Raw genomic sequence first — 18,182 nt, 5'->3', positions numbered from 1 at the left:
GATTAGCCTCCCGTAACTGACATGTGGCGGGGCAGGGCAGGACTTTCGGCGCGGGCGCGGATACCGAAGGCGTGCTTTTCGGGTTTTCCGAGGAGCGCGCGGCTCAGCGCCGCGTCAAGGGCCATTTCGGGATTTGACGCTTCGCGCAACGCCGCCCGCAGATCGACATGATCATCCTGACCGAGGCACATATAGATGCGGCCTGTGCAGGTGACCCGGACCCGGTTGCAACCGGCGCAGAAATTGTTGGTAAGCGGAGTAATGAAACCCAATCGGCCGCCGGTCTGCGCCACCCGGACATAGCGGGAAGGGCCGGCATCGGCAAAACGGGCGCTCTCCTCAGTCAGCGTCCATTGCTGCTCCAGCCGGTCCCGGATTTCGAGCAAGGGTATATATTGGTCATAGCGGTCTTCGCCGGTCAGCCCGAGGGGCATGACTTCGATAAGCGTGATGTCAAAACCCTGGTCATGGGCCCAGCTGATCATTTCCGGGATTTCGTGAACGTTCTGGTTCTTCAGCGCGACCGTATTTATCTTGACCTTCAGCCCGGCCGCTTTTGCCGCGGTAATACCTGCCAGGGTCTGCGCGAGATCCCCGCGCCGTGTAACGGCCTTGAAGGTCTCCGGGTTCAGCGTGTCCAGCGAGATGTTCACGCGCCGGACCCCGGCAGTGTAAAGGCGTGCAGCATGCAGGGTCAACAGGGTCGCGTTCGTCGTGAGGGTGAGTTCTTCCAGTCCGTTGCCGAGGCGGCGGCCCAGGCGATCAAACAGGTCGCCAATGTCACGGCGCACAAGAGGCTCACCGCCAGTGATACGGATTTTGGTGACGCCCCGGCGGATGAACGCATCTGCGATCTGTTCCAGCTCCTCCAGGGAGAGCAGCTCCTTCTTCGGGAGGAACGTCATCTGCTCTGCCATGCAATAAGTGCATCGCAGATCACACCGGTCTGTCACCGAAAGGCGGAGATAGCTGACCCGGCGGCCAAAAGTGTCCGTCAACGGCGCGGCGACGCTATGTTCCTGACTGTCAAACATGGGCGGACTCCTCCGCAAGCTGAAGATCTGTCACTGTATCAATATCGAAAGCATAGGCCGGATCGAGGGAAATACTCGCGCCGTCCTGTAAGGATTGGAAGAGATCCCGGCCCCCGGAATCGCCCTGCAGGGCTGTGAGGCTTTCAAAGGCGGAGCGGCTGAAAATGGCGGGCGGGCTGAGGCGCCCGCCGGACAACGTCATCGCCGCAGGATGACCGGAAAGCACTGCCATCTGGAGCCTGCGGAGGTGCGCGGCAGGAATGGCGGGCATATCGGCCAGGAGGATCATGACATGGTCTATGTCGGGAGAAGCGGTAATGGCGCGGACCCCGCACCGGAGGGAACTGGCGAGGCCGGTTGCGGCGTCGGGATTGGGGATGACCGTCCAGCCGGCCTCGGCAAGTCTGGCTCCGCGATCGCCTGACGGAGCCGGCACAATGGCGATGCGGGCAGCGGCCGTATCATCCGGCAAGCTGCTGGCTGCGTGATCAATGAGTTTACGTCCCTGAAAGTCACTCAGCAGCTTGTCGCCCCGGGCAAACCGGCTGGACTTGCCCGCCGCCAGGAGGACCAACGCCGTCCGGGTAAAGAGGGAGGCGTGTCTCTTATGGTATTCGGCCACGACCTGACTGAGAACGGAGACGGCCAGCATCGAGGCGTCGCGCATGGATGGGACAAGGCCGACAGGGCCGTGAATCCGCTGAATGCGTGCCTCCGAGATGCCGCGCTGGCGCAACCGGTCGCAGCGGGCGGAATGGGTGCGTGCGCTGCCGACGGCGCCGACGAAGAAGGCATCGCCTGCCAGAGCGTCTTCCAGCAAACCGTCTTCCCGGTCGGCATCGTGAAACATCATGACGAACGCTGACCAGGCATCGTCCCGGACCGGCGGCAGTTCGCTGGCCGAGCCCAAGGCGATCAGGTTTTCATGCCCGTCGTTTTCAGCAATGCGCATATCGGGACCGCCCGGCAGATAAAGGGTGGTTTCAATCCCGCTGGCACGTGCCAGTCTCGCCAGGGCAAGAGGATCGGCGCCCCGGCCGGCAATGCGCAGGCGGAGCTTGGGGTGGTAGATGAAGTCCTGACCTGTTTCCGTCAGAGAGAGCATCGCCGGTTTCCGGGCCAGGAGGCGGGCATGGCAGTTTGCGAACAGAGATTCGTCAGGCTCCGGAAGAATGCAGACTTCAATGGCGCCGCCGCAGGGCAGTGGAAGATCGAGAAAGGGAGAGCCGGCTCCATATGTCAACTGGGCAGGCTTCCCTTCGGCGAGGCAGCGCTGGGCCTGAAGGATCACGTCTGCATCAATGCATCCGCCGGAAATATAGCCTGCGGCGCGTCCGTCTGCCGCGACGGCCATCAGCGCGCCTGGCCGGCGCACCGCGCCGCCGGTCGTCCGGATAATAATAACAAGGGCTACCGGCATGGCGGCGCGCCAGCTGATCCAGGTCGACAGAACGTCTTCCGGGTGTTCCTGATACTGACGGTGGGTGAAGGAGTGGATTGCCTGCGTCATTGGCTATCCTCCGGCAGGCGGTCGAAAGGGCTCATCGGCGGACCCCCGGGGATTCCATTGGCAGGCCGGATGCGCGGCTGCCGAGATAAAGTTCCACGGCGGTGTAGAGTTCCGAACCATAGTCCAGAGGCTCTGCCCTGATCCCGGCATCGCAATCACGCAGGCGCCGTTGCAGAGAGCCAAAGGCCTGCCACTCCAGCCGGTAGGCAGGGAAGGCGTTACCATGACCCTGGCTGATTGTATCCCCCCGCAACTGCCGGCCCCAATGTTCATTGTGGCATTGGCTGCAGGCGAGATTGAGCTGTCCCTTGCGCTGGAAAAAATAGGCGCGGCCCATCTCGTAATAGGGGGCTGCCTGACCCTCAATCGAGACAGAAACCGGCACTCCCCGGGAGAGGCTGGCGACATAACCCGTGAGCGCAAGCAGGTCTTCGCTCTCATAGGCAAGCGGCGGCAGGGATTGATGCCGTTCGCGGCAAAGATTGATCCGGCCTTCAAGATTGACGAGCGATTTTGAGGCTTCGTCATAGGCCGGATAATGCGCGGCGGCGCCTTCCTGCGGGTGATTTGTGGCGGTGTGGCATGTGGCGCAGGCCTCACCGCCGGACGGGGGCGTTCGGGAGAACAGCTCCGCGCCATGATCGACCCAGAGATAGGAAGGGTTTGAAAAGTCATCTGCCTGCAGCGCCTGGGTTTCCGGCTGAAGAAAGGTCAGGCCGGAGCGGATTTCAGACGGCGCAAGGGCGCTGTCTGACGCCATTGCGGGCGGCAGCGGCTGACTGCAGCCAGGAAGAAAAATCAGGGTGAAGAGGACGCTCCTGATCATGTAACCGTCAGGGTACGGCGCTCGGACCAGGTTTTTCCGTCCTGATCGGTCCAGGTGAATTCCAACGTGCCGGTTTCTGCGGCGCGCGCATGAAATGACACGAAGGGGTTGGCGGCTGTGCCGGGAGAGAATTCCGCTTCGCACACCAGCGCAGTGTTATAGGTGCAGCGGAAGCGCGTGATAATATCCCGTGGTATGATCTTGCCCTGTTCGTTGCGGCGATAGCCTGTTTCCATCGGATGCTGGATCATCGCCTTGATTTCGATAATCTCGCCCCGCCTCGCGGTTTCAGGATTAGAGATGCGGATTACAGCCATGCCTGCCTCTCCCTATCCGATGATGCACGCGGCGAGCGTGACATATGTGCTGGCCTTGCCAGACCAGAGTGACCCATCACTCATTTCCGCGACCACCCGCACCGACTGGGTTCCGGCGAGGCGCACGCGGGTGGAGATTTCCGCCCGGCCGGAAGCGGGGCTCAGGCTGAAGATCGCTATCTCAGGTATCGGGTTACGGGGCGATATGATGGCGATCCGGCGTACATGATCTTTTTCCGTCATCGGACTTTCGACTGAAACAGTCATCTGCACGGAGTTACCGTTTTCGGCAATCGGAGGCAGCTTGAGGGTGACCTTACCTTCCCGAATGGGCCGGTTGCCAAAGAGTTTGCGAACGGCATCTTCGGCGTCTTCCGGCTCCGCCATAGCGCGCAGGGGCAACAAGGACAGCGATACAGCTGCGCCAGCAGCGGCAAGGAATGTGCGGCGGTGCCATAGCAGTGCGGGGGCATGAGAACGAGACATGGCGCAGTCAGTTTCCCTGTGAGCTCAAATAGGCGACCAGGTCTTCAATCTGCCTGGCGGTGAGGGCTGGTTGGCCTTCATATTCCCGCCCCACCTGCCGCAAACCACCGGTGCGGTAGTAGGACGGCATGACAGTGTCTGGCCAAATCCGCTGGGCGTCAACTATCCGGAGACGGATCTGGCCCTCGGTGAGCCGGGCGCCAACGCCGGTCAGATCCGGCCCGACATTCCCCTGAAACTCAGCTTGCAGTCCCTCTATGCGGTGGCAAAGAACGCAATGGCCGCCCTCGCGGGAAACGAATTCTGCTTGGCCGTCTGCCACGCGGCCCGCCTCGCCGGTCAAAGAGGTGGGAATGGCGTCGCCCCGGATCTCCACCCGGGCGGCGAGGGCAGCGCCATCGGCTTGCCCGCAGCCGCTGCAGAATATCGTGACCGCTGCAGCCAGCGCGCTCTGCCGTCTCATCCGAATGCCTGCCGTGTAATGGTGTCAAACCAGGTCTTTGCCTGCATTGCCTCATTCTCACGCACATAGCTGTCGGCGTTCATGGGGCTGAGGCCCCCTGAGCCTTCAATTGAGCGGAAGCCGCTCTCGCCTGCGCTGTAGACCCCAGTAATCGAGATGGCCGTATTGCTGGACGTGAAGGAGTAGCAGGTGTTTGTCAGCGGGACAGGTTGCGGGGGAAGGCCCGCCAGAAGGCGCGAAACCTGCAGGGCACAGAGCTTTGCCTGAAGATTGGCCGCAAAGGCAGATTTGGGCATCGGCGCTGCGATGATGGCGTCGCCGATGACATGAATGTCCGGCTGCAGGAGGGAGGCAAAGGTTACCGGATCTACCGGGCACCAGCCGGTCGCGTCCGCTACGCCCGCATTGTGTGCAATGCTCCCGGCTTTCTGGGGTGGAATGACATTGGCAACATCCGCTGTCACGGTCTCAAATTCTGTTGCAAGGCTCCGCACGGCGGGATCAACAGAGATCACCCGGCCAAAATCCTGCGCTCCCCGGCGTTCGACTATGCCGGGATAAAGTTCGGCCCAGGCTTCTTCGAACAGCGGCTGTTTCGAAAATTGGTCCTGTGCATCGAGGATCAGCAGCTTCGATCTTGGTTTATGGGTCTTCAGATACTGCGCAATCAGGCTCGCGCGCTCATAGGGGCCCGGTGGGCATCGGAACGGTGCTGGCGGCACAGACATGACAACCGTTCCGCCGTCCTGCATGGCTTCGAGTTGCCGGCGCAAAAGCAGGGTTTGCTGTCCCGCTTTCCAGGCATGGGGAAAGACTGTGGCGGCCTCCTCCCCATAGCCCTCAATAGCGTCCCATCTGAAATCGATGCCCGGCGACATGATCAGCCTGTCATAGCCCCAAATGGCGCCGGACTGGCCGGTTACCGTATGGCGCGTAGCGTCAACAGCAATGGCGGTGTCGTGAACGACCGTTATTCCTGCCGCAGCGGTCTGATCATAACCGAACGTCTGCTCCGCAATGTCCCGCTCACCTCCGACCACCAGATTGCTGAACGGGCAGGCGATGTAAGCGGAATTGGCTTCGATCAACGTGACCGAAGCTTCGGGGAGGAAGGTCTTGATGAAGCGGGCTGCCGTTGCGCCGCCAAACCCGCCGCCCAGGATAACAATCCGTGCGCGGGTCCGAGCGCTTGCTGCGCCCGGGAGCGCGGCTGCGAGCGTTGCCGCGCCGAGGCCGGCCAGCACCGCGCGGCGGGCGGGGCCGGAGCGGGTCATGGCTCTGCCTCCTCGCCAAGATAGGCGCTGATGGCGTCGATATCGGCTTCGCTGTATCCCCGGATCATCCGGTGCATGACGGTTGTACCTTCCGTATCCTGATAATAATACAGAAGAGCATTGCGGATATTTTCTGCCGGCCTTCCTTCAAGGCTGGATATCGTCCCGCCGGCCGGGTTGTGGCATCCCGAGCAGCTCATTGCGAGCGCGGCCCCCAAAGGAAACTCTGCGCGCGCGCTTTCAGGTATGTCTGCCGGCGGCGCGGGGGCGCTGCCGCACGCTGTTATCCCGTGCAGCAGCAAGCCGATCACCAAGGCGGCAGGTCGCGCCCGGCCCATGATCAACGCAGGGCCTGATCCTTGAGTGGAAGCTTGCGAATCCGTTTGCCCGTCGCAGCGAAGATGGCGTTGAGCACGGCAGGCGGCGCCACGGCAATCGTCGGCTCGCCGACCCCGCCCCAGAACCCGCCCGACGGCATAAGGAGCGTCTCGACTTCCGGCATCTCGGCAATCCGCATTGAATCGTAAGTGTCGAAGTTCTTCTGTTGCGCTTCACCGTCCACGAAGGTCACTTCCTGGTGGATCATTGCAGACAGGCCGTACACGAAGGATCCTGCCACCTGAGCGTCGATCTGCTGCGGGTTGACGCCATAACCCGGATCTGTCGCGGCGACGATGCGATGTATCTTGAGCTCTCCGGCATCTGAAACGGTAACTTCCGCGCAGGCGGCAGTATAGCTGCCGAAAGAATAGTAACAGCAGAGGCCGCGATGCATCCCGTCATTGGAGCCCCAGCCGGACTTATCCGCGACCGCCTGCAACACAGCTGCCATCTGCGGGCTGTTCTGGAGGTGGGCCAGACGGAATTCCAGCGGATCGCGCCCAGCCGCATAGGCCAACTCATCCATGAAGCATTCCAGGTAAATCGCATTCTGGTTAGCATTCACACCGCGCCAGAAGCCGGGGCGCACGGGAGGATTGCGCATGGCGTGGTCGACGCGCAGGGCAGGGAAGGTGTATTTCAGCGTCTGGTCTTCGACACGCGGATCGGAGCCTGAGGGCAGGAGGCCCTGGAAGGTCGCGAAATCCATTCCGTTGACCAGGGCCTGGGGCATGATGCCAGCGAGGATCGACTGACCCGAGATCCGGATCTTCAGCCCGATCAGGTTGCCATCAGCGTCCAGCGCCCCCTGGCACCGGCCTTTGGAAATCGGGTGGTAGAAACCCTGTTCCATATCTTCTTCGCGCGACCAGAGCAGCTTGATGTGTGTGCCCGGCATCTGTTTGGCGATTTTCACGGCCTGAGACACATAATCCGTCGCGCCCTTGCGACCGAACCCGCCGCCCAGAAGCTGCTTGTAGACTTCGCACTGTTCGATGGGGAGTTCGGCGGCTTCAGATGCTGCCGCAAGCGCTGCTTCACCGTTTTGAGTCGGGCACCAGACTTCGCATTTCTCCGGGGTCCACACCGCCGTGGCGTTCATCGGTTCCATGCAGGCATGGTTCTGGTGAGGCGCGTTGTAGCGCGCTTCCACGACCTTTGCGGCCCGCCGGAAGGCGGCGTCCACATCGCCGGTCTGATTGCCGACAAACGCATCGGGCGCCGTCAGGCCGGCATCCAGCTCAGCCTCAAAGGCGGCGCTGGAATAGTCAGATCCCTCACCAGGGGTCCATTCAATCTGCAGGGCATCCAGAGCGGTTTTCGCCTGCCACCAGCTGTCAGCCACCACGGCCACAGCGGTCTCATCGACCTGCACGACCTTCTTCACGCCCGGCATGCCGGACACTGCCGAAGCATCGAAGGAAGCTACGGTCCCGCCACGCTTTGGCGCCGCCTTGATCGCTGCGTTCAGCATGCCATCGAACTTCAGGTCTGTCGCGTAAAGCTGCTCGCCGGTGACCTTGCCGACCGTGTCCAGGCGTTGGACGGCCTTGCCGATGATTTTCCACTCGGAGGGATCTTTGAGGGTGACCGATTCCGGAGGGGTGAGCGCGGCGGCGTCTGCGGCCACCTCGCCATAGCGCAGTGTCTTGCCTGACGGCGTATGCGTAATCACGCTGTTGGCCACGGTACATTCTTCCGGGGGGACGCCCCAGCGGCTGGCAGCCGCCTGGACCAGCATGATACGGGCCGCAGCGCCGCCTTCGCGGACATAGTCATGGCTTGCCCGGATACCCCGGCTGCCACCTGTCAGGAAGTCGCCCCACACACGGTCCCGCGCAAGGTTCTGCCCCGGTGTTGGGTATTCGGTTCTGACTTTCGTCCAGTCGCATTCAAGCTCCTCGGCAACGAGCTGAGCGAGGCCGGTTAGCGTGCCCTGGCCCATCTCGGAACGGGCGATCCGGATGGTCACGATATCGTCGGTGCCGATGTGGACCCAGGCGTTGACCTCCGGCGGAGGCGGGCCTTCCTGGGCGCTCTGCCGGACAGAAGGCGCGCAGGCGGCAAGAACGCCAAGCGTGAGGCCGGTTGCGCCGGTTGCAATGATGAAGCCGCGGCGGGAAAGGTTGATACCTTCAGTCATGGTCGTCGCTCCCCTCAGGCTTTCTTGGTCTTGGCCAGATGCACGCCCTTGCGCACGCGGGAGAACGTTCCGCACCGGCAAATATTCGTGATCTCCAGGTCGATGTCTTCATCGGTCGGATTGGGATTGCTGTTCAGCAGGCCGGCCACGGCCATGATCATGCCGGGCTGGCAGTAGCCGCATTGCGGAACATCCAGCTCGACCCAGGCCTGCTGCACGGGGTGGCTGCCATCCGGAGAGAGGCCCTCGATGGTTGTTATCTCTTCTTCTCCGGAAAGTGCGCCGATCGGATAAACGCAGGCGCGTACCGGCGCGCCATCAATGTGAATTGTGCAGGCACCGCATTGCGCAATCCCGCACCCATATTTTGTCCCCGTCAGCCCGAGCTGTTCTCTGAGAACCCAGAGCAGAGGCGTCGCCTCGTCGGCCTCGACCGTAATCGCCTTACCATTCACTTTGAGTTGCGCCATTTTGGGTCTCCGTCTTCAGCCATGACTGATGGCCAATTGCGTCACAGTAATTTAATTAACTTTGGGATGCACGGCCAATTCGGCCCACGCGCCAGAAATGAGTCCAGAATCCAGCTCCGCATTCCTCTCCGGGAAAGCGCTCTGCTGTGCAGGTTCATGGGAAGAGAGAGTGCCCGGATAACGAGTAGGACGTGAAGCGATCATCGGGATGCGCAGCGGGTCCGATGGGTTGGCTATCTTCACAGTTTGCGCTCCGCCCGCGTTTATTCCCAGGCCAATGTGAAGAGTTCAGGCAATCTGTGCCATGCACAATTCTCTCAAAAACTTGCCTGATTATCCAAAATTGGGGGGCAACAGACTTGCTGTCCTCTGAGCTCCCTAGCGCGGTTCGGATGGAATTTGCAGGTGGGGGGACGAGCGCAGCCGCTTCGTGAATTCCCAGGGTCCAGTTTCCTGGACCTGATTAGCGCTGGCCGGCCCCGCCTGATGGGAAAATTGGAAATCGGGGACACCCGGACGATATGGCCGCAGCGGCGCCAAAGCTGCTCGTACAGGAGGGGTGACGGCAACGCCGATTGGGTGTCGCCCCCCGCAAGCCGTGTCAAGTTCACGTCGCCCCGGCCCGTCTCCGGGCCGGGGTATTTTTTAGTCGTTCAGTTGGGGACCGATGGGCGTGCCGTCAGTTGGTGGAAGGTGGCTGGTTGCCTCTTTCACGTTTCCGGCGACTTCCTTGCGCAGGGTTTGCACCGCCGCTTTCAGCCGGTCGGCATCTTCTGGATACTCCCGCATGAAACTGAAGGATTCCTGCGGGTCTTTCTCCAGATCAAACAGGAGGGCAGAGCCGAAATATTCAAACGGAACGCTCATTGTACGGTAGAATGTATTGAGCACCAGCCGGAACCGCTTGTCGCGTGCAGCAACAATATCATTGCCATCAAAGAAGAAGAGAAGATCGTGCGGTGTGGGCGCGCCGGAGGTCAGTAGACCTGTCAGGTTCTTGCCGTCGATCACGCGGTCATCGGGCAGATGAGCGCCGGAAATGGCTGCTGCCGTGGGGAGAAGGTCAATGTTCATCGCCATTTCATGGCTGACAGTGCCCGCCGGAATGCGGCCGGGCCAACGCGCCAGGAAGGGCACGCGGAAACCGCCTTCATGCGTTTCTCCCTTGCGGCCCCTGAAATCTCCGGCGCTGCCCTCAAACCAGGGGCCGTTGTCGCTTGTGAACACGATCAGGGTGTTGTCCGCCACGCCCGCTTCGTCCAGTGCATCAAGAAGAATTCCGATTCCGGCATCGAGGGTTTCCACCACGTCGCCATAAAGGCCGGCTTCTGATTTCCCGCTCCGGTCGTCGGAAACAAAGAGCGGGATGTGGGGGAAAGTTTCGGCGTAATAAAGGAAGAAAGGTTGGCCATCTGCTTCATTGATGAAGGCTTTCGCTGCCTTTGCATAGCTCAAGCTAAGCTGGCTCTGATCGGCCGGGCTCTGGATGATTTGCTTGCCTTCATAAAGGTCAAAGGGAGCCATGTCGTTTGAATACGCCACCCCATAAAACCAATCGAATCCGTGATTGGTGGGCCAGAATTCATCGGTATGGCCGAGGTGCCATTTGCCGATCATGCCGGTCCTGTAGCCCGCATCGCGCAGCATTTCGGAAATCGTGATCTCGTCGGTGGGAAGCCCGTCCTGAGAATGGGGAAAGATCACATGCTGCATCCCCGAGCGGATGGGATACCGGCCCGTCAGCAGCGCTGCCCGGGAGGGAGAACAGACGTTTGATCCGGCATAGAAGTCCGTAAGCTGAATGCCTTCCTGACCGATCCTGTCGATATTGGGGGTCTTGATCAGCCGGGAACCATTGAGGCTGATATCACCCCATCCGAGATCATCCGTCAGGATAATGATGATGTTGGGAGGCTGAGCGTTCGCGTGCGAGGTTTCCGAAGCCGCGATACTGGTGGTGGGCGATGCTGCGCAGGCGGCGGCGAGCAGGAATACCGCAGTCCAGCGGACAAATCTGAAAGGCATGACGGGGTCCTTCCCGTTGCTGAATGGGGGAGGCTGGGCAACTGATAGCCGCCCAGCCTTACAGTCGAGGGAGGTGTCAGTAGCGCAAGGTGAGCTTTGCGCCCCAGGTGCGCTGGGCTTCCAGTGTCACGAACTGTGCGTAGCCGCCGGTATCGAACGGCATGCCGACGATGGCTTCGGCAAAGTTCTCATCTGTCAGGTTGCGCCCGAACACGGTGAAGGTGGCCCGATCGTCCCAGAAGTTCACGCCAATCTGCATATCCAGCAACGTATAGGCGTCAATGATCGTGTTCGGATCATTGGCAAGGCCAGACATCGTGTCGCTGCGATACTGGGCGCCGAGTTGCACGAATGCCGTGTTCTGCGCGGTCAGGTCGAAGTCATAACGGGCCAGCGCGTTGATCACCCATTCCGGGGAGTTCGGCAAACGCTTGCCCGAGAGATCCTGCGAAGCCGGAGTTCCGGTACATCCCTGCGCGGCTGTCTGCAGCTGATAGCAGGGCGCGCCGGTGAATTCGTCGAAGGTCGCTTTTGTGTACGCGATGGCCGCCGACAGGGTGAGGTTATCGGTTGGCAGCGCGGTGATCTCGCTCTCGAAGCCATAGGTTTCGGCCTTGCCGGCGTTCGACACGGCGAAGACCGAAGTACCAGAGGGGCCTGGCACCAGCGTCTGGGCCTGGAAGTCTTCGATCTGGCCATAGAATCCCGTGAGATTGGTGATGAGGCGGCCACCCGGTGAGGACCGGCGGATCCCCGCTTCAAACTGTGTCGGGATTTCTGCTTCAACCGTCGGCAATGTGTTGCCGCTGACCGGGTTGATCGTAAGCCCCTGGACCACGCCGGCGGATTTGTAGCCGCGCGTCACTGTTGTGAAGAGGTTGGTATTGTCATCCACGAAGTATTGCGCGCCAAGGCGCCAGACGACGGCAGTATCATCATCCCCGGCGCTCTGCACGCCATTGGAAACAGCCTGGCCAGCGAAAGGCGCCACGGCGCCATTTGCGATGAACTTTTCCTGACTGCCTTCCACTTCCGAATTGAGGATCCGCAGGCCGCCAATCAGCGACAGTTTTTCCGTCACAGCATACTCGCCCTGTCCGAACAGGGCATAGTTGGTTTCGCTGAATTCCGATTCGAGCCGCGTTCCAACGCGCGCACCGGCCGGCAGCGCCCCCAGCAGGTTGAGACCAGCGGTGCCTGCCTGAATGTTGTTCTGGTCGATGTCCTGCGTGAAGTAATAGGCACCCAGCGTGTAGGTGAAGGCACGGTCGCGGGGGGAAACGATGCGGAATTCCTGGCTGAACTGGCTCTGGCCAAGGTCTCCGGAATTGATTTCCAGAATGGGAAGCGGGGTGAGATCGGAGTCGTTGTTATCAACGCTGTCCCATTCGCGGTATGATGTCAGCGAGACGAACTCGAACTCGCCCAGGCTGCGGCTGTATTCGGCGGCAAGGCCCCATGCGTCCATCTTGGAAGAGAAGGGCACTTCCGATCCGATGTTCAGGTTGTCTGGGCTCGGAACAATACCCAGGGCTGCTGACTGGTTCCGGATGGCGGGAACACCATATCCAAGAAGACCCGTTCCCGGCCCGCCAGCGGATGCCTGCCGGTATGTCAGGGCGCCGGCCGCCTGATCGCGCGTCACATAGTCTGCACTCAGAAGCAGATCGGACTCGTCAGAAAGCGCGAAGTTCACCTTTGCGCGCACGCCCTGCTCGTTGCGCTCGTTCACGCGCTTCTGCGGGGAGTTCGGGTTCACGTTCTTGATGTAGCCGTCGCGGGTATTGGAGTAGGCTGAGATACGTGCCGTTATACCGTCGGCGATCGGCCCTGAAATTGCGCCATAGGCATTGATCTCGTCGTAAGAGCCGTAGCCGAGGTTCATTTCTGCGGTAAGGGTTTCGGTTGGTTTCTTGGTGACGATCGAAATCACGCCGGCCGAGGCGTTCTTGCCGAACAGCGTGCCTTGCGGCCCGCGCAGCACTTCCACGCGCTCGACATCTTCGAAGTCGAAGATACCGGCGCCTTCGCGGCCCATGATGACGCCATCAACGGCAATGGCAACGCTGCCTTCAATGCCGATATTGAAAAGACCGGTGCCGATGCCGCGAATCGTGGTCGCAGACTGGCGCGCATTGACGCCGGAGTTGAAGGTAACGCCCGGCGCCACATACTGCAGTTGGTCAAAGCCGTCGATCTGGCGCGCCGCAAGGGCGTCCCCGCCGATGGCCGTCACGGAGATCGGAACCTGCTGGATGTTCTGCTCAACACGTTGAGCCGTAACCGTAATTGTGCCGAGGCGGCGATTGTCATCCTCGACGGCGTCTTCCTGTGCCTGAACGATTGGCGCGAAGCTGGCCATGGCAATGGTGAGCGCGGACGCTGTGAAAAGTATGCGGTGCTTAGGTTGCATGAATTTATCCTCCCGGAAGCCTGGTGGCTTTCCGGCCGGAAAATTTCGACAAATGGAAAGTTTGTCAATGGGGGCGGTTAATAACTCCGTTTAGAAAATCGAATTCAAGCTTTGCCTTTCGCCCAGTCGGGCAGGGCGGGCCAGTGTTTCCGGCTTTTGGGTTTGTCGCGCAGAAGCAGGGCGAGCACCGTGTCCGTGTGCGCCTCAATGGCTTCTTCCGAAAGAATGTTCACGCCATAAACGCCCTTGATCGACTCGGCGAGCACGAACGGCATCTGGCAAATTGCAGAGATCGAATAGAACAATGACACCAGCCAGACTTCCGGAACGTCACCTTCTTTCATGAGGTGGCGCATGAAAGGGGCCTGATTCTTGTGGCTTTCCCGAATGTAGCCGATCATCCAGTCGATGCGGTTTCCGCCCTGAACCGACTCCATGATCATGATACGAACATGTTCGGGATTGTTCGCGCAGTAGCGGATGTAATGGCGCATGAAGTTGCGCATATTATCCTGCGGAGAGGCGCCCTTGGTAGACTTCATGCCCTCCCGCAATTCCTGCGACAGGCGCTGGAACATGTTGGTAACGACCTCTTTCCACAGCTCTTCCTTGCTGCCGAAATGGTAGCGGATGAGCGTATGCGTTACCCCGGCATCGGCGGCGATGTCGCGGATATTGGCCGCTTCAAACCCCTTTTCCGCAAAGGCCTTCCGCGCGGCGTCCAGAATACTCGCGCGGCTTTCCTCGGAGCGGGCTTGCTGGGGAGTCCGCAAAGATTTCTTGGCCGGCTCGACAGGCTTTTTGCTCCAGCAGACATCGGGAATTCCTTATACAACAATACTCAAGCCATCTTATCGGAGATTTCTTTCCGCTCGGCTATTGCGAAAAAACTTTCCATATGGAAAGCAACGTTGTCATATGGAAAAAACCTGCCTGGGAGGCGACAATGGCATCACAAGCACCGGAACTTGACGCACGGATCAAGGCACTGTTGGGCGAGATGACGGTGGAAGAGAAGGTTTCGCTGATGGCGGGCCGCGACTTCTGGACCCTGCCGGCCATTGAGCGTTTGGGTATTCCCAGCCTGCGTGTATCCGACGGCCCCACGGGCCTGCGTTCGGTCAACTCAGAGGCGGCAACGGTATTTCCCGTGGGGGTCGCGCTCGCGGCCACCTGGAACGAAACGCTGATCGGAGAAGTTGGGGCCGCCATCGGGCGCGAGGCAATTGCGCATGATGTGGACGTCCTGCTTGCGCCTGCCGTGAACATCCAGCGCACGCCGCTGGGGGGGCGTAACTTCGAAACCTATTCGGAAGATCCGCGCCTGGCCGCAGAAATCGCCACCGCCTATGTCGCCGGGGTTCAGTCCGAAGGGGTCGGCACATCGCTGAAGCATTATGCTGCCAACAATCAGGAACACGAACGCATGAGCGGAAGCTCCGATATGTCGGAACGCACGCTGCGGGAAATTTATCTTGCTGTTTATGAGCCTGTCATCCGCCGCGCCAATCCGTGGACGGTCATGGGCGCCTACAACAAGGTGAACGGTGTTTTTGCCTGCGAAAATTCTTTCCTGCTTGAAGACGTGCTCAAGGGCGAGTGGGGTTATGATGGCGTGGTCGTTTCCGACTGGGGCGCCACGAAAACCACGGCTGACGCTGCCAACAGCGGACTCGATCTGGAAATGCCCGGCCCCGCGCGTCATTTCGGCGCCAAGCTCGTGGACGCTGTGCGCAATGGGGAAGTCAGCGAAGCGGTCATCGACGATCATGCAGGCCGGCTGCTGCGCCTTATCATTCGCTGCGGCCTTCTCGATGGGAATCCGAAGTCCAGCAGAGGCGAGTTGGCCAGCGACCGTCATCGCGCGTGCGCCCGCGATGCGGCGCGTCAGTCCATGGTGCTCCTGAAGAATGAGGGCGGCTTGTTGCCCGTTTCGCCGGATGTGAAGCGCCTCGCCATTATTGGCCAGCCTGCCTATATGCCCGCCATTCAGGGCGGTGGCAGCTCGCAGGTCAGCCCGGACAGGATCGTCAGCCCGCTGGAAGGTCTCAAGGCCGCACTTGGCGACAGGGTGGAGATCGTCTTCGAACGAGGTCTCGATCACGAACCGGCGCCGCCGCAGATAGATTGGCGTCTTCTGTCGCCGGACGAAACGTTTACCCGTCATGGTCTTGTGGCGCGCTATTATGCAAAGCCTGATTTCGCGGGGCAGGTGGCGCATGAGGAAATCGACTGGCATTTCTCCAAGCTCGGCTTCGGTGGCAAAGTGCAGACGGAGGACGATCTTTCCTTCTCTGTCGAATGGACAGGCTATTTCCGGCCGGAACAGGATGGCGACTATGATTTCGTCATCTCCCATTCCAATGATGATGTGGAGCTCAGCATCGGCAACGAGGTCTTGGTCGGCGAGGGCACGCCTTCCGAGCGCGAACTTCTGTTCATGATCCTGCCGCTCAACCGCCGCGAAGCGCGCATGCGCCTCCAGGCAGGCCGAACCTATCCCATTCGCCTGCGGTACTCCCAGCCGACCGAGCGGGCTATCCGCGCCTTCAACATCTTCAATGTCTCCATGCGCGCGCCTGCGCCCAGCCGGGAGCCAGCCCTTCGCGCCGCAAAAGAGGCGGACATGGTCCTGCTTTTCGTCGGTTCCGGAACAACGGACGAAACCGAGGGGAAGGACCGGCGCAGCATGAAGCTGTCTGCCGGGCAGGATGATCTTGTCCGTGATGTGCTCGCCGCCAATCCAAAGACAGCCGTTATCGTCAACACCGGCGCGCCGGTGGAAATGCCCTGGGCGGGTGAGGTTCCGGCTATCCTGCAGATGTGGCTGCCAGGAGGCGAGGGCGGCTCAGCCCTTGAAGATCTGCTCTCGGGTAAGGTGTCTCCTTCGGGAAAACTCCCTGTCACGTTCCCCCATCGGTATGAAGATAATCCCACTTATCCTTTCTATCCGGGTCACAAGTCCGCCGAGTATGGCGAGGGAATTTTCGTCGGTTATCGTTATTACGACAAGGCCGGCCGGGACGTCTTGTTTCCGTTCGGGCACGGACTGACCTATTCCCGGTTCGAGATCGCCAATCTTCAGGCAAAGGCGGCGACCTCCGGTCCCGCAGTCGAGCTCACGCTGGACCTGACCAATACAGGTTCGGCGGAGGCGGCAGAAACTGTCCAGATATATCTAGAAGACCGGGCCACCCAGGAAGCGATGCCTCTGCGCCAGCTGCGCGCCTTCCGCAAGGTCGCGCTGAAGCCGGGCGAAACAGCCCGCATTGCCTTCTCGCTTGGCCGTGAGGATTTTGCCTGGTTCGACATGCATGGCGGCGCCTGGACGGTCACTCCGGGCAGCTACATTGCCCATGCCGGATTTTCTTCGCGTGATCTGCGCGCTCATGCTGGTTTTGAGATCGTGTCATGACTGAGGCCAGCGCGGCGCAAAAAGCCAGGCAGGTTCCCCTGAAGGCTCGCATTGGCTTCGGTGTAGGGGATTTTGGCTTCCTGCTCGTTTGGCAGGGAACGGCCATGTTCCTGATGTATTTCTATACCGATGTGCTGGGCATTTCCCCAGCCATTGCCGGTATGATCTATATGATCGCCATGATCTGGGACGCGGTGACCGATCCAGTCTTCGCGGCCTTGGCGGACCGCACCCGGTCACGATTTGGGATGTACCGGCCCTGGCTGCTTTTTGGCGCTGTGCCCTTCGGTATTGCCTATCCGCTTGCCTTCTCCGGCCCCGGCAGTCTGCCCATAGATCCGGTGATGTGGGCGCTCGTTACGCACATTCTTCTGCGTACGGCCTATACGGTCGTTTCCATGCCCTTCAACTCTTTGCAGGCGCGCCTCACAAGCGATGGCGGAGAACGTTCAGTCCTTGCAGGCTTCCGTATGGTGGGCGCGGCAACGGGCGGCCTAGCAGTGGTATTTCTTACCCCGGTCGTCGTACAGGTCTTTGGCGAGGGGCGCGAAGCGCAGGCATATTTTGTCTCTGCCTGTATCAGCGGCGGATTGGCCACGCTGGCATTGCTCTACTGCTTCTTCTCGATGCGCGAGCCCGAAGCGGTACCCACCCGGTCGGAAAGCCTGCTCGGCGACCTCAAATCCATCTTCCCGATGTTCCTGGCAAACCCGCCGCTCATCCGGGTTTTCAGCATCATCATTCTGGGGTCGGTTTGCCTCGGCATGTTCGGCAAGAATATGCTCTATCATTTCAAATACGATCTGCAGCGCCCGGAGTTGACGGTCATCGCGCTGGTTTTGCCGGCAATCCTCCTAGTGCTGACTGTGCCGTTCTGGGTCTGGATATCAAAGCTCAGTTCCAAGCGCTTCTCGCTGGCGCTTGGCACATTCGTGTCGCTTGCCGGATATCTGTTGTTCTTCGTCAACTTTCAGAACTGGCTATGGCTCACTTTCAGCTCGATCCTCGTCATCGGGGCCGGTTCATCGTCTCTCGCCGTCATGTTCTGGGCCATGCTTCCGGATACGGTCGAGTACGGAGAGGTCAAAACAGGGGTGCGCGCCGAGGCGAAAACCTTCGGTTTCGCCACCTTTGCCCAGAAAGCCGCCACCGGCATCAATGCCGTACTGCTTGGCGCTCTGCTCGGTGTTGCCGGATTTCAGGCAAATGCGGCGCTGTCTCCTGAAACACTGCTTGGCATGAAGGCCATCATGGCGCTCATCCCTGCGGCCGGCGCCGTCGGCATCCTGCTTATTCTGCGCGGATACACGCTCGACCATGCCCGCCACCGAGAGCTTGTTGCACAGCTTGAGGCGCGCCGCGCGGCCGCCGCCGGTTAGGACCGGTATAGAAGGAAGCCATCATCTGATGGAGTGGCCTTCTCGG

At 60.5% G+C, this 18,182-nt stretch carries 15 protein-coding genes; 2 read left to right on the top strand and 13 right to left on the bottom strand.

The annotated features are described in order from the left end of the window. Positions 1-2: 2 nt before the first annotated feature. From moaA to HPO_RS07680, 13 genes are all read right to left on the bottom strand, one after another. On the bottom strand, positions 3-1,034 hold the full coding sequence (gene moaA, locus HPO_RS07740) for a GTP 3',8-cyclase MoaA (protein WP_035596565.1): 1,032 nt from the start codon (positions 1,032-1,034) through the stop codon (positions 3-5). After that, entirely contained in the window at positions 1,027-2,544 is a 1,518-nt protein-coding gene (locus HPO_RS07735; protein WP_035596562.1) for an NTP transferase domain-containing protein, read from the bottom strand. Before HPO_RS07735 ends, moaA begins: the two co-directional genes overlap by 8 nt. 31 nt (positions 2,545-2,575) lie before the next feature. Further along, entirely contained in the window at positions 2,576-3,304 is a 729-nt protein-coding gene (gene soxA / locus HPO_RS07730; protein ID WP_241767880.1) for a sulfur oxidation c-type cytochrome SoxA, read from the bottom strand. A gap of 62 nt (positions 3,305-3,366) precedes the next feature. Next, positions 3,367-3,687 carry a thiosulfate oxidation carrier complex protein SoxZ gene (soxZ, locus tag HPO_RS07725; RefSeq protein WP_035596556.1) on the bottom strand — a complete coding sequence of 107 codons (321 nt, stop codon included), beginning with the start codon at positions 3,685-3,687 and terminating at the stop codon, positions 3,367-3,369. Positions 3,688-3,699: 12 nt separating this feature from the next. Next, positions 3,700-4,173, bottom strand: coding sequence for a SoxY-related AACIE arm protein (locus tag HPO_RS07720; protein ID WP_051612423.1), 474 nt, complete (start codon positions 4,171-4,173; stop codon positions 3,700-3,702). A gap of 7 nt (positions 4,174-4,180) precedes the next feature. Beyond that, positions 4,181-4,636: a sulfur oxidation c-type cytochrome SoxX gene (soxX, locus tag HPO_RS07715; protein WP_035596553.1), complete on the bottom strand. Its 456-nt coding sequence runs from the start codon at positions 4,634-4,636 to the stop codon at positions 4,181-4,183. Further along, positions 4,633-5,910: an NAD(P)/FAD-dependent oxidoreductase gene (locus tag HPO_RS07710; protein ID WP_157532727.1), complete on the bottom strand. Its 1,278-nt coding sequence runs from the start codon at positions 5,908-5,910 to the stop codon at positions 4,633-4,635. Before HPO_RS07710 ends, soxX begins: the two co-directional genes overlap by 4 nt. Beyond that, a complete protein-coding gene (locus HPO_RS20490) occupies positions 5,907-6,110 on the bottom strand; it encodes a c-type cytochrome (protein ID WP_157532725.1) in 204 nt (67 codons plus the stop codon). Before HPO_RS20490 ends, HPO_RS07710 begins: the two co-directional genes overlap by 4 nt. Before the next feature lie 140 nt (positions 6,111-6,250). Beyond that, on the bottom strand, positions 6,251-8,434 hold the full coding sequence (locus tag HPO_RS07700; RefSeq protein ID WP_035596550.1) for a xanthine dehydrogenase family protein molybdopterin-binding subunit: 2,184 nt from the start codon (positions 8,432-8,434) through the stop codon (positions 6,251-6,253). A 14-nt stretch (positions 8,435-8,448) separates the two neighbouring features. After that, positions 8,449-8,904, bottom strand: a complete 456-nt coding sequence (locus tag HPO_RS07695) for a (2Fe-2S)-binding protein (RefSeq protein WP_035596547.1) — start codon at positions 8,902-8,904, stop codon at positions 8,449-8,451. 645 nt (positions 8,905-9,549) lie between these two features. Continuing rightward, positions 9,550-10,929, bottom strand: coding sequence for a sulfatase family protein (locus HPO_RS07690; protein ID WP_051612421.1), 1,380 nt, complete (start codon positions 10,927-10,929; stop codon positions 9,550-9,552). Positions 10,930-11,005: 76 nt separating this feature from the next. Beyond that, the gene (locus HPO_RS07685) at positions 11,006-13,342 is read right to left on the bottom strand and encodes a TonB-dependent receptor (RefSeq protein WP_035596544.1); all 2,337 of its coding nucleotides are present in this window, start codon (positions 13,340-13,342) and stop codon (positions 11,006-11,008) included. Between the two features lie 104 nt (positions 13,343-13,446). Further along, on the bottom strand, positions 13,447-14,115 hold the full coding sequence (locus HPO_RS07680) for a TetR/AcrR family transcriptional regulator (protein ID WP_051612420.1): 669 nt from the start codon (positions 14,113-14,115) through the stop codon (positions 13,447-13,449). 173 nt (positions 14,116-14,288) lie between these two features. Between HPO_RS07680 and HPO_RS07675 the strand changes: the two genes are divergently transcribed. Both HPO_RS07675 and HPO_RS07670 read left to right on the top strand, forming a co-directional pair. Continuing rightward, the gene (locus tag HPO_RS07675; RefSeq protein WP_035596543.1) at positions 14,289-16,757 is read left to right on the top strand and encodes a glycoside hydrolase family 3 C-terminal domain-containing protein; all 2,469 of its coding nucleotides are present in this window, start codon (positions 14,289-14,291) and stop codon (positions 16,755-16,757) included. After that, a complete protein-coding gene (locus tag HPO_RS07670; RefSeq protein WP_035596540.1) occupies positions 16,754-18,136 on the top strand; it encodes an MFS transporter in 1,383 nt (460 codons plus the stop codon). Before HPO_RS07675 ends, HPO_RS07670 begins: the two co-directional genes overlap by 4 nt. Positions 18,137-18,182: the final 46 nt, after the last annotated feature.

It is taken from the genome of Hyphomonas polymorpha PS728, assembly GCF_000685315.1.
Lineage (GTDB): Bacteria > Pseudomonadota > Alphaproteobacteria > Caulobacterales > Hyphomonadaceae > Hyphomonas > Hyphomonas polymorpha.
This window is presented reverse-complemented; position numbering and strand designations above follow the sequence as displayed.

Excerpts from the sequence above, each read along its gene's own strand:
- moaA (WP_035596565.1), bottom strand. The coding sequence starts at position 1,034 with ATGTTTGACAGTCAGGAACATAGCGTCGCCGCGCCGTTGACGGACACT.
- HPO_RS07735 (WP_035596562.1), bottom strand. The coding sequence starts at position 2,544 with ATGACGCAGGCAATCCACTCCTTCACCCACCGTCAGTATCAGGAACAC.
- soxA (WP_241767880.1), bottom strand. The coding sequence starts at position 3,304 with ATGGCGTCAGACAGCGCCCTTGCGCCGTCTGAAATCCGCTCCGGCCTG.
- soxZ (WP_035596556.1), bottom strand. The coding sequence starts at position 3,687 with ATGGCTGTAATCCGCATCTCTAATCCTGAAACCGCGAGGCGGGGCGAG.
- HPO_RS07720 (WP_051612423.1), bottom strand. The coding sequence starts at position 4,173 with ATGTCTCGTTCTCATGCCCCCGCACTGCTATGGCACCGCCGCACATTC.
- soxX (WP_035596553.1), bottom strand. The coding sequence starts at position 4,636 with ATGAGACGGCAGAGCGCGCTGGCTGCAGCGGTCACGATATTCTGCAGC.
- HPO_RS07710 (WP_157532727.1), bottom strand. The coding sequence starts at position 5,910 with ATGACCCGCTCCGGCCCCGCCCGCCGCGCGGTGCTGGCCGGCCTCGGC.
- HPO_RS20490 (WP_157532725.1), bottom strand. The coding sequence starts at position 6,110 with ATGAGCTGCTCGGGATGCCACAACCCGGCCGGCGGGACGATATCCAGC.
- HPO_RS07700 (WP_035596550.1), bottom strand. The coding sequence starts at position 8,434 with ATGACTGAAGGTATCAACCTTTCCCGCCGCGGCTTCATCATTGCAACC.
- HPO_RS07695 (WP_035596547.1), bottom strand. The coding sequence starts at position 8,904 with ATGGCGCAACTCAAAGTGAATGGTAAGGCGATTACGGTCGAGGCCGAC.
- HPO_RS07690 (WP_051612421.1), bottom strand. The coding sequence starts at position 10,929 with ATGCCTTTCAGATTTGTCCGCTGGACTGCGGTATTCCTGCTCGCCGCC.
- HPO_RS07685 (WP_035596544.1), bottom strand. The coding sequence starts at position 13,342 with ATGCAACCTAAGCACCGCATACTTTTCACAGCGTCCGCGCTCACCATT.
- HPO_RS07675 (WP_035596543.1), top strand. The coding sequence starts at position 14,289 with ATGGCATCACAAGCACCGGAACTTGACGCACGGATCAAGGCACTGTTG.
- HPO_RS07670 (WP_035596540.1), top strand. The coding sequence starts at position 16,754 with ATGACTGAGGCCAGCGCGGCGCAAAAAGCCAGGCAGGTTCCCCTGAAG.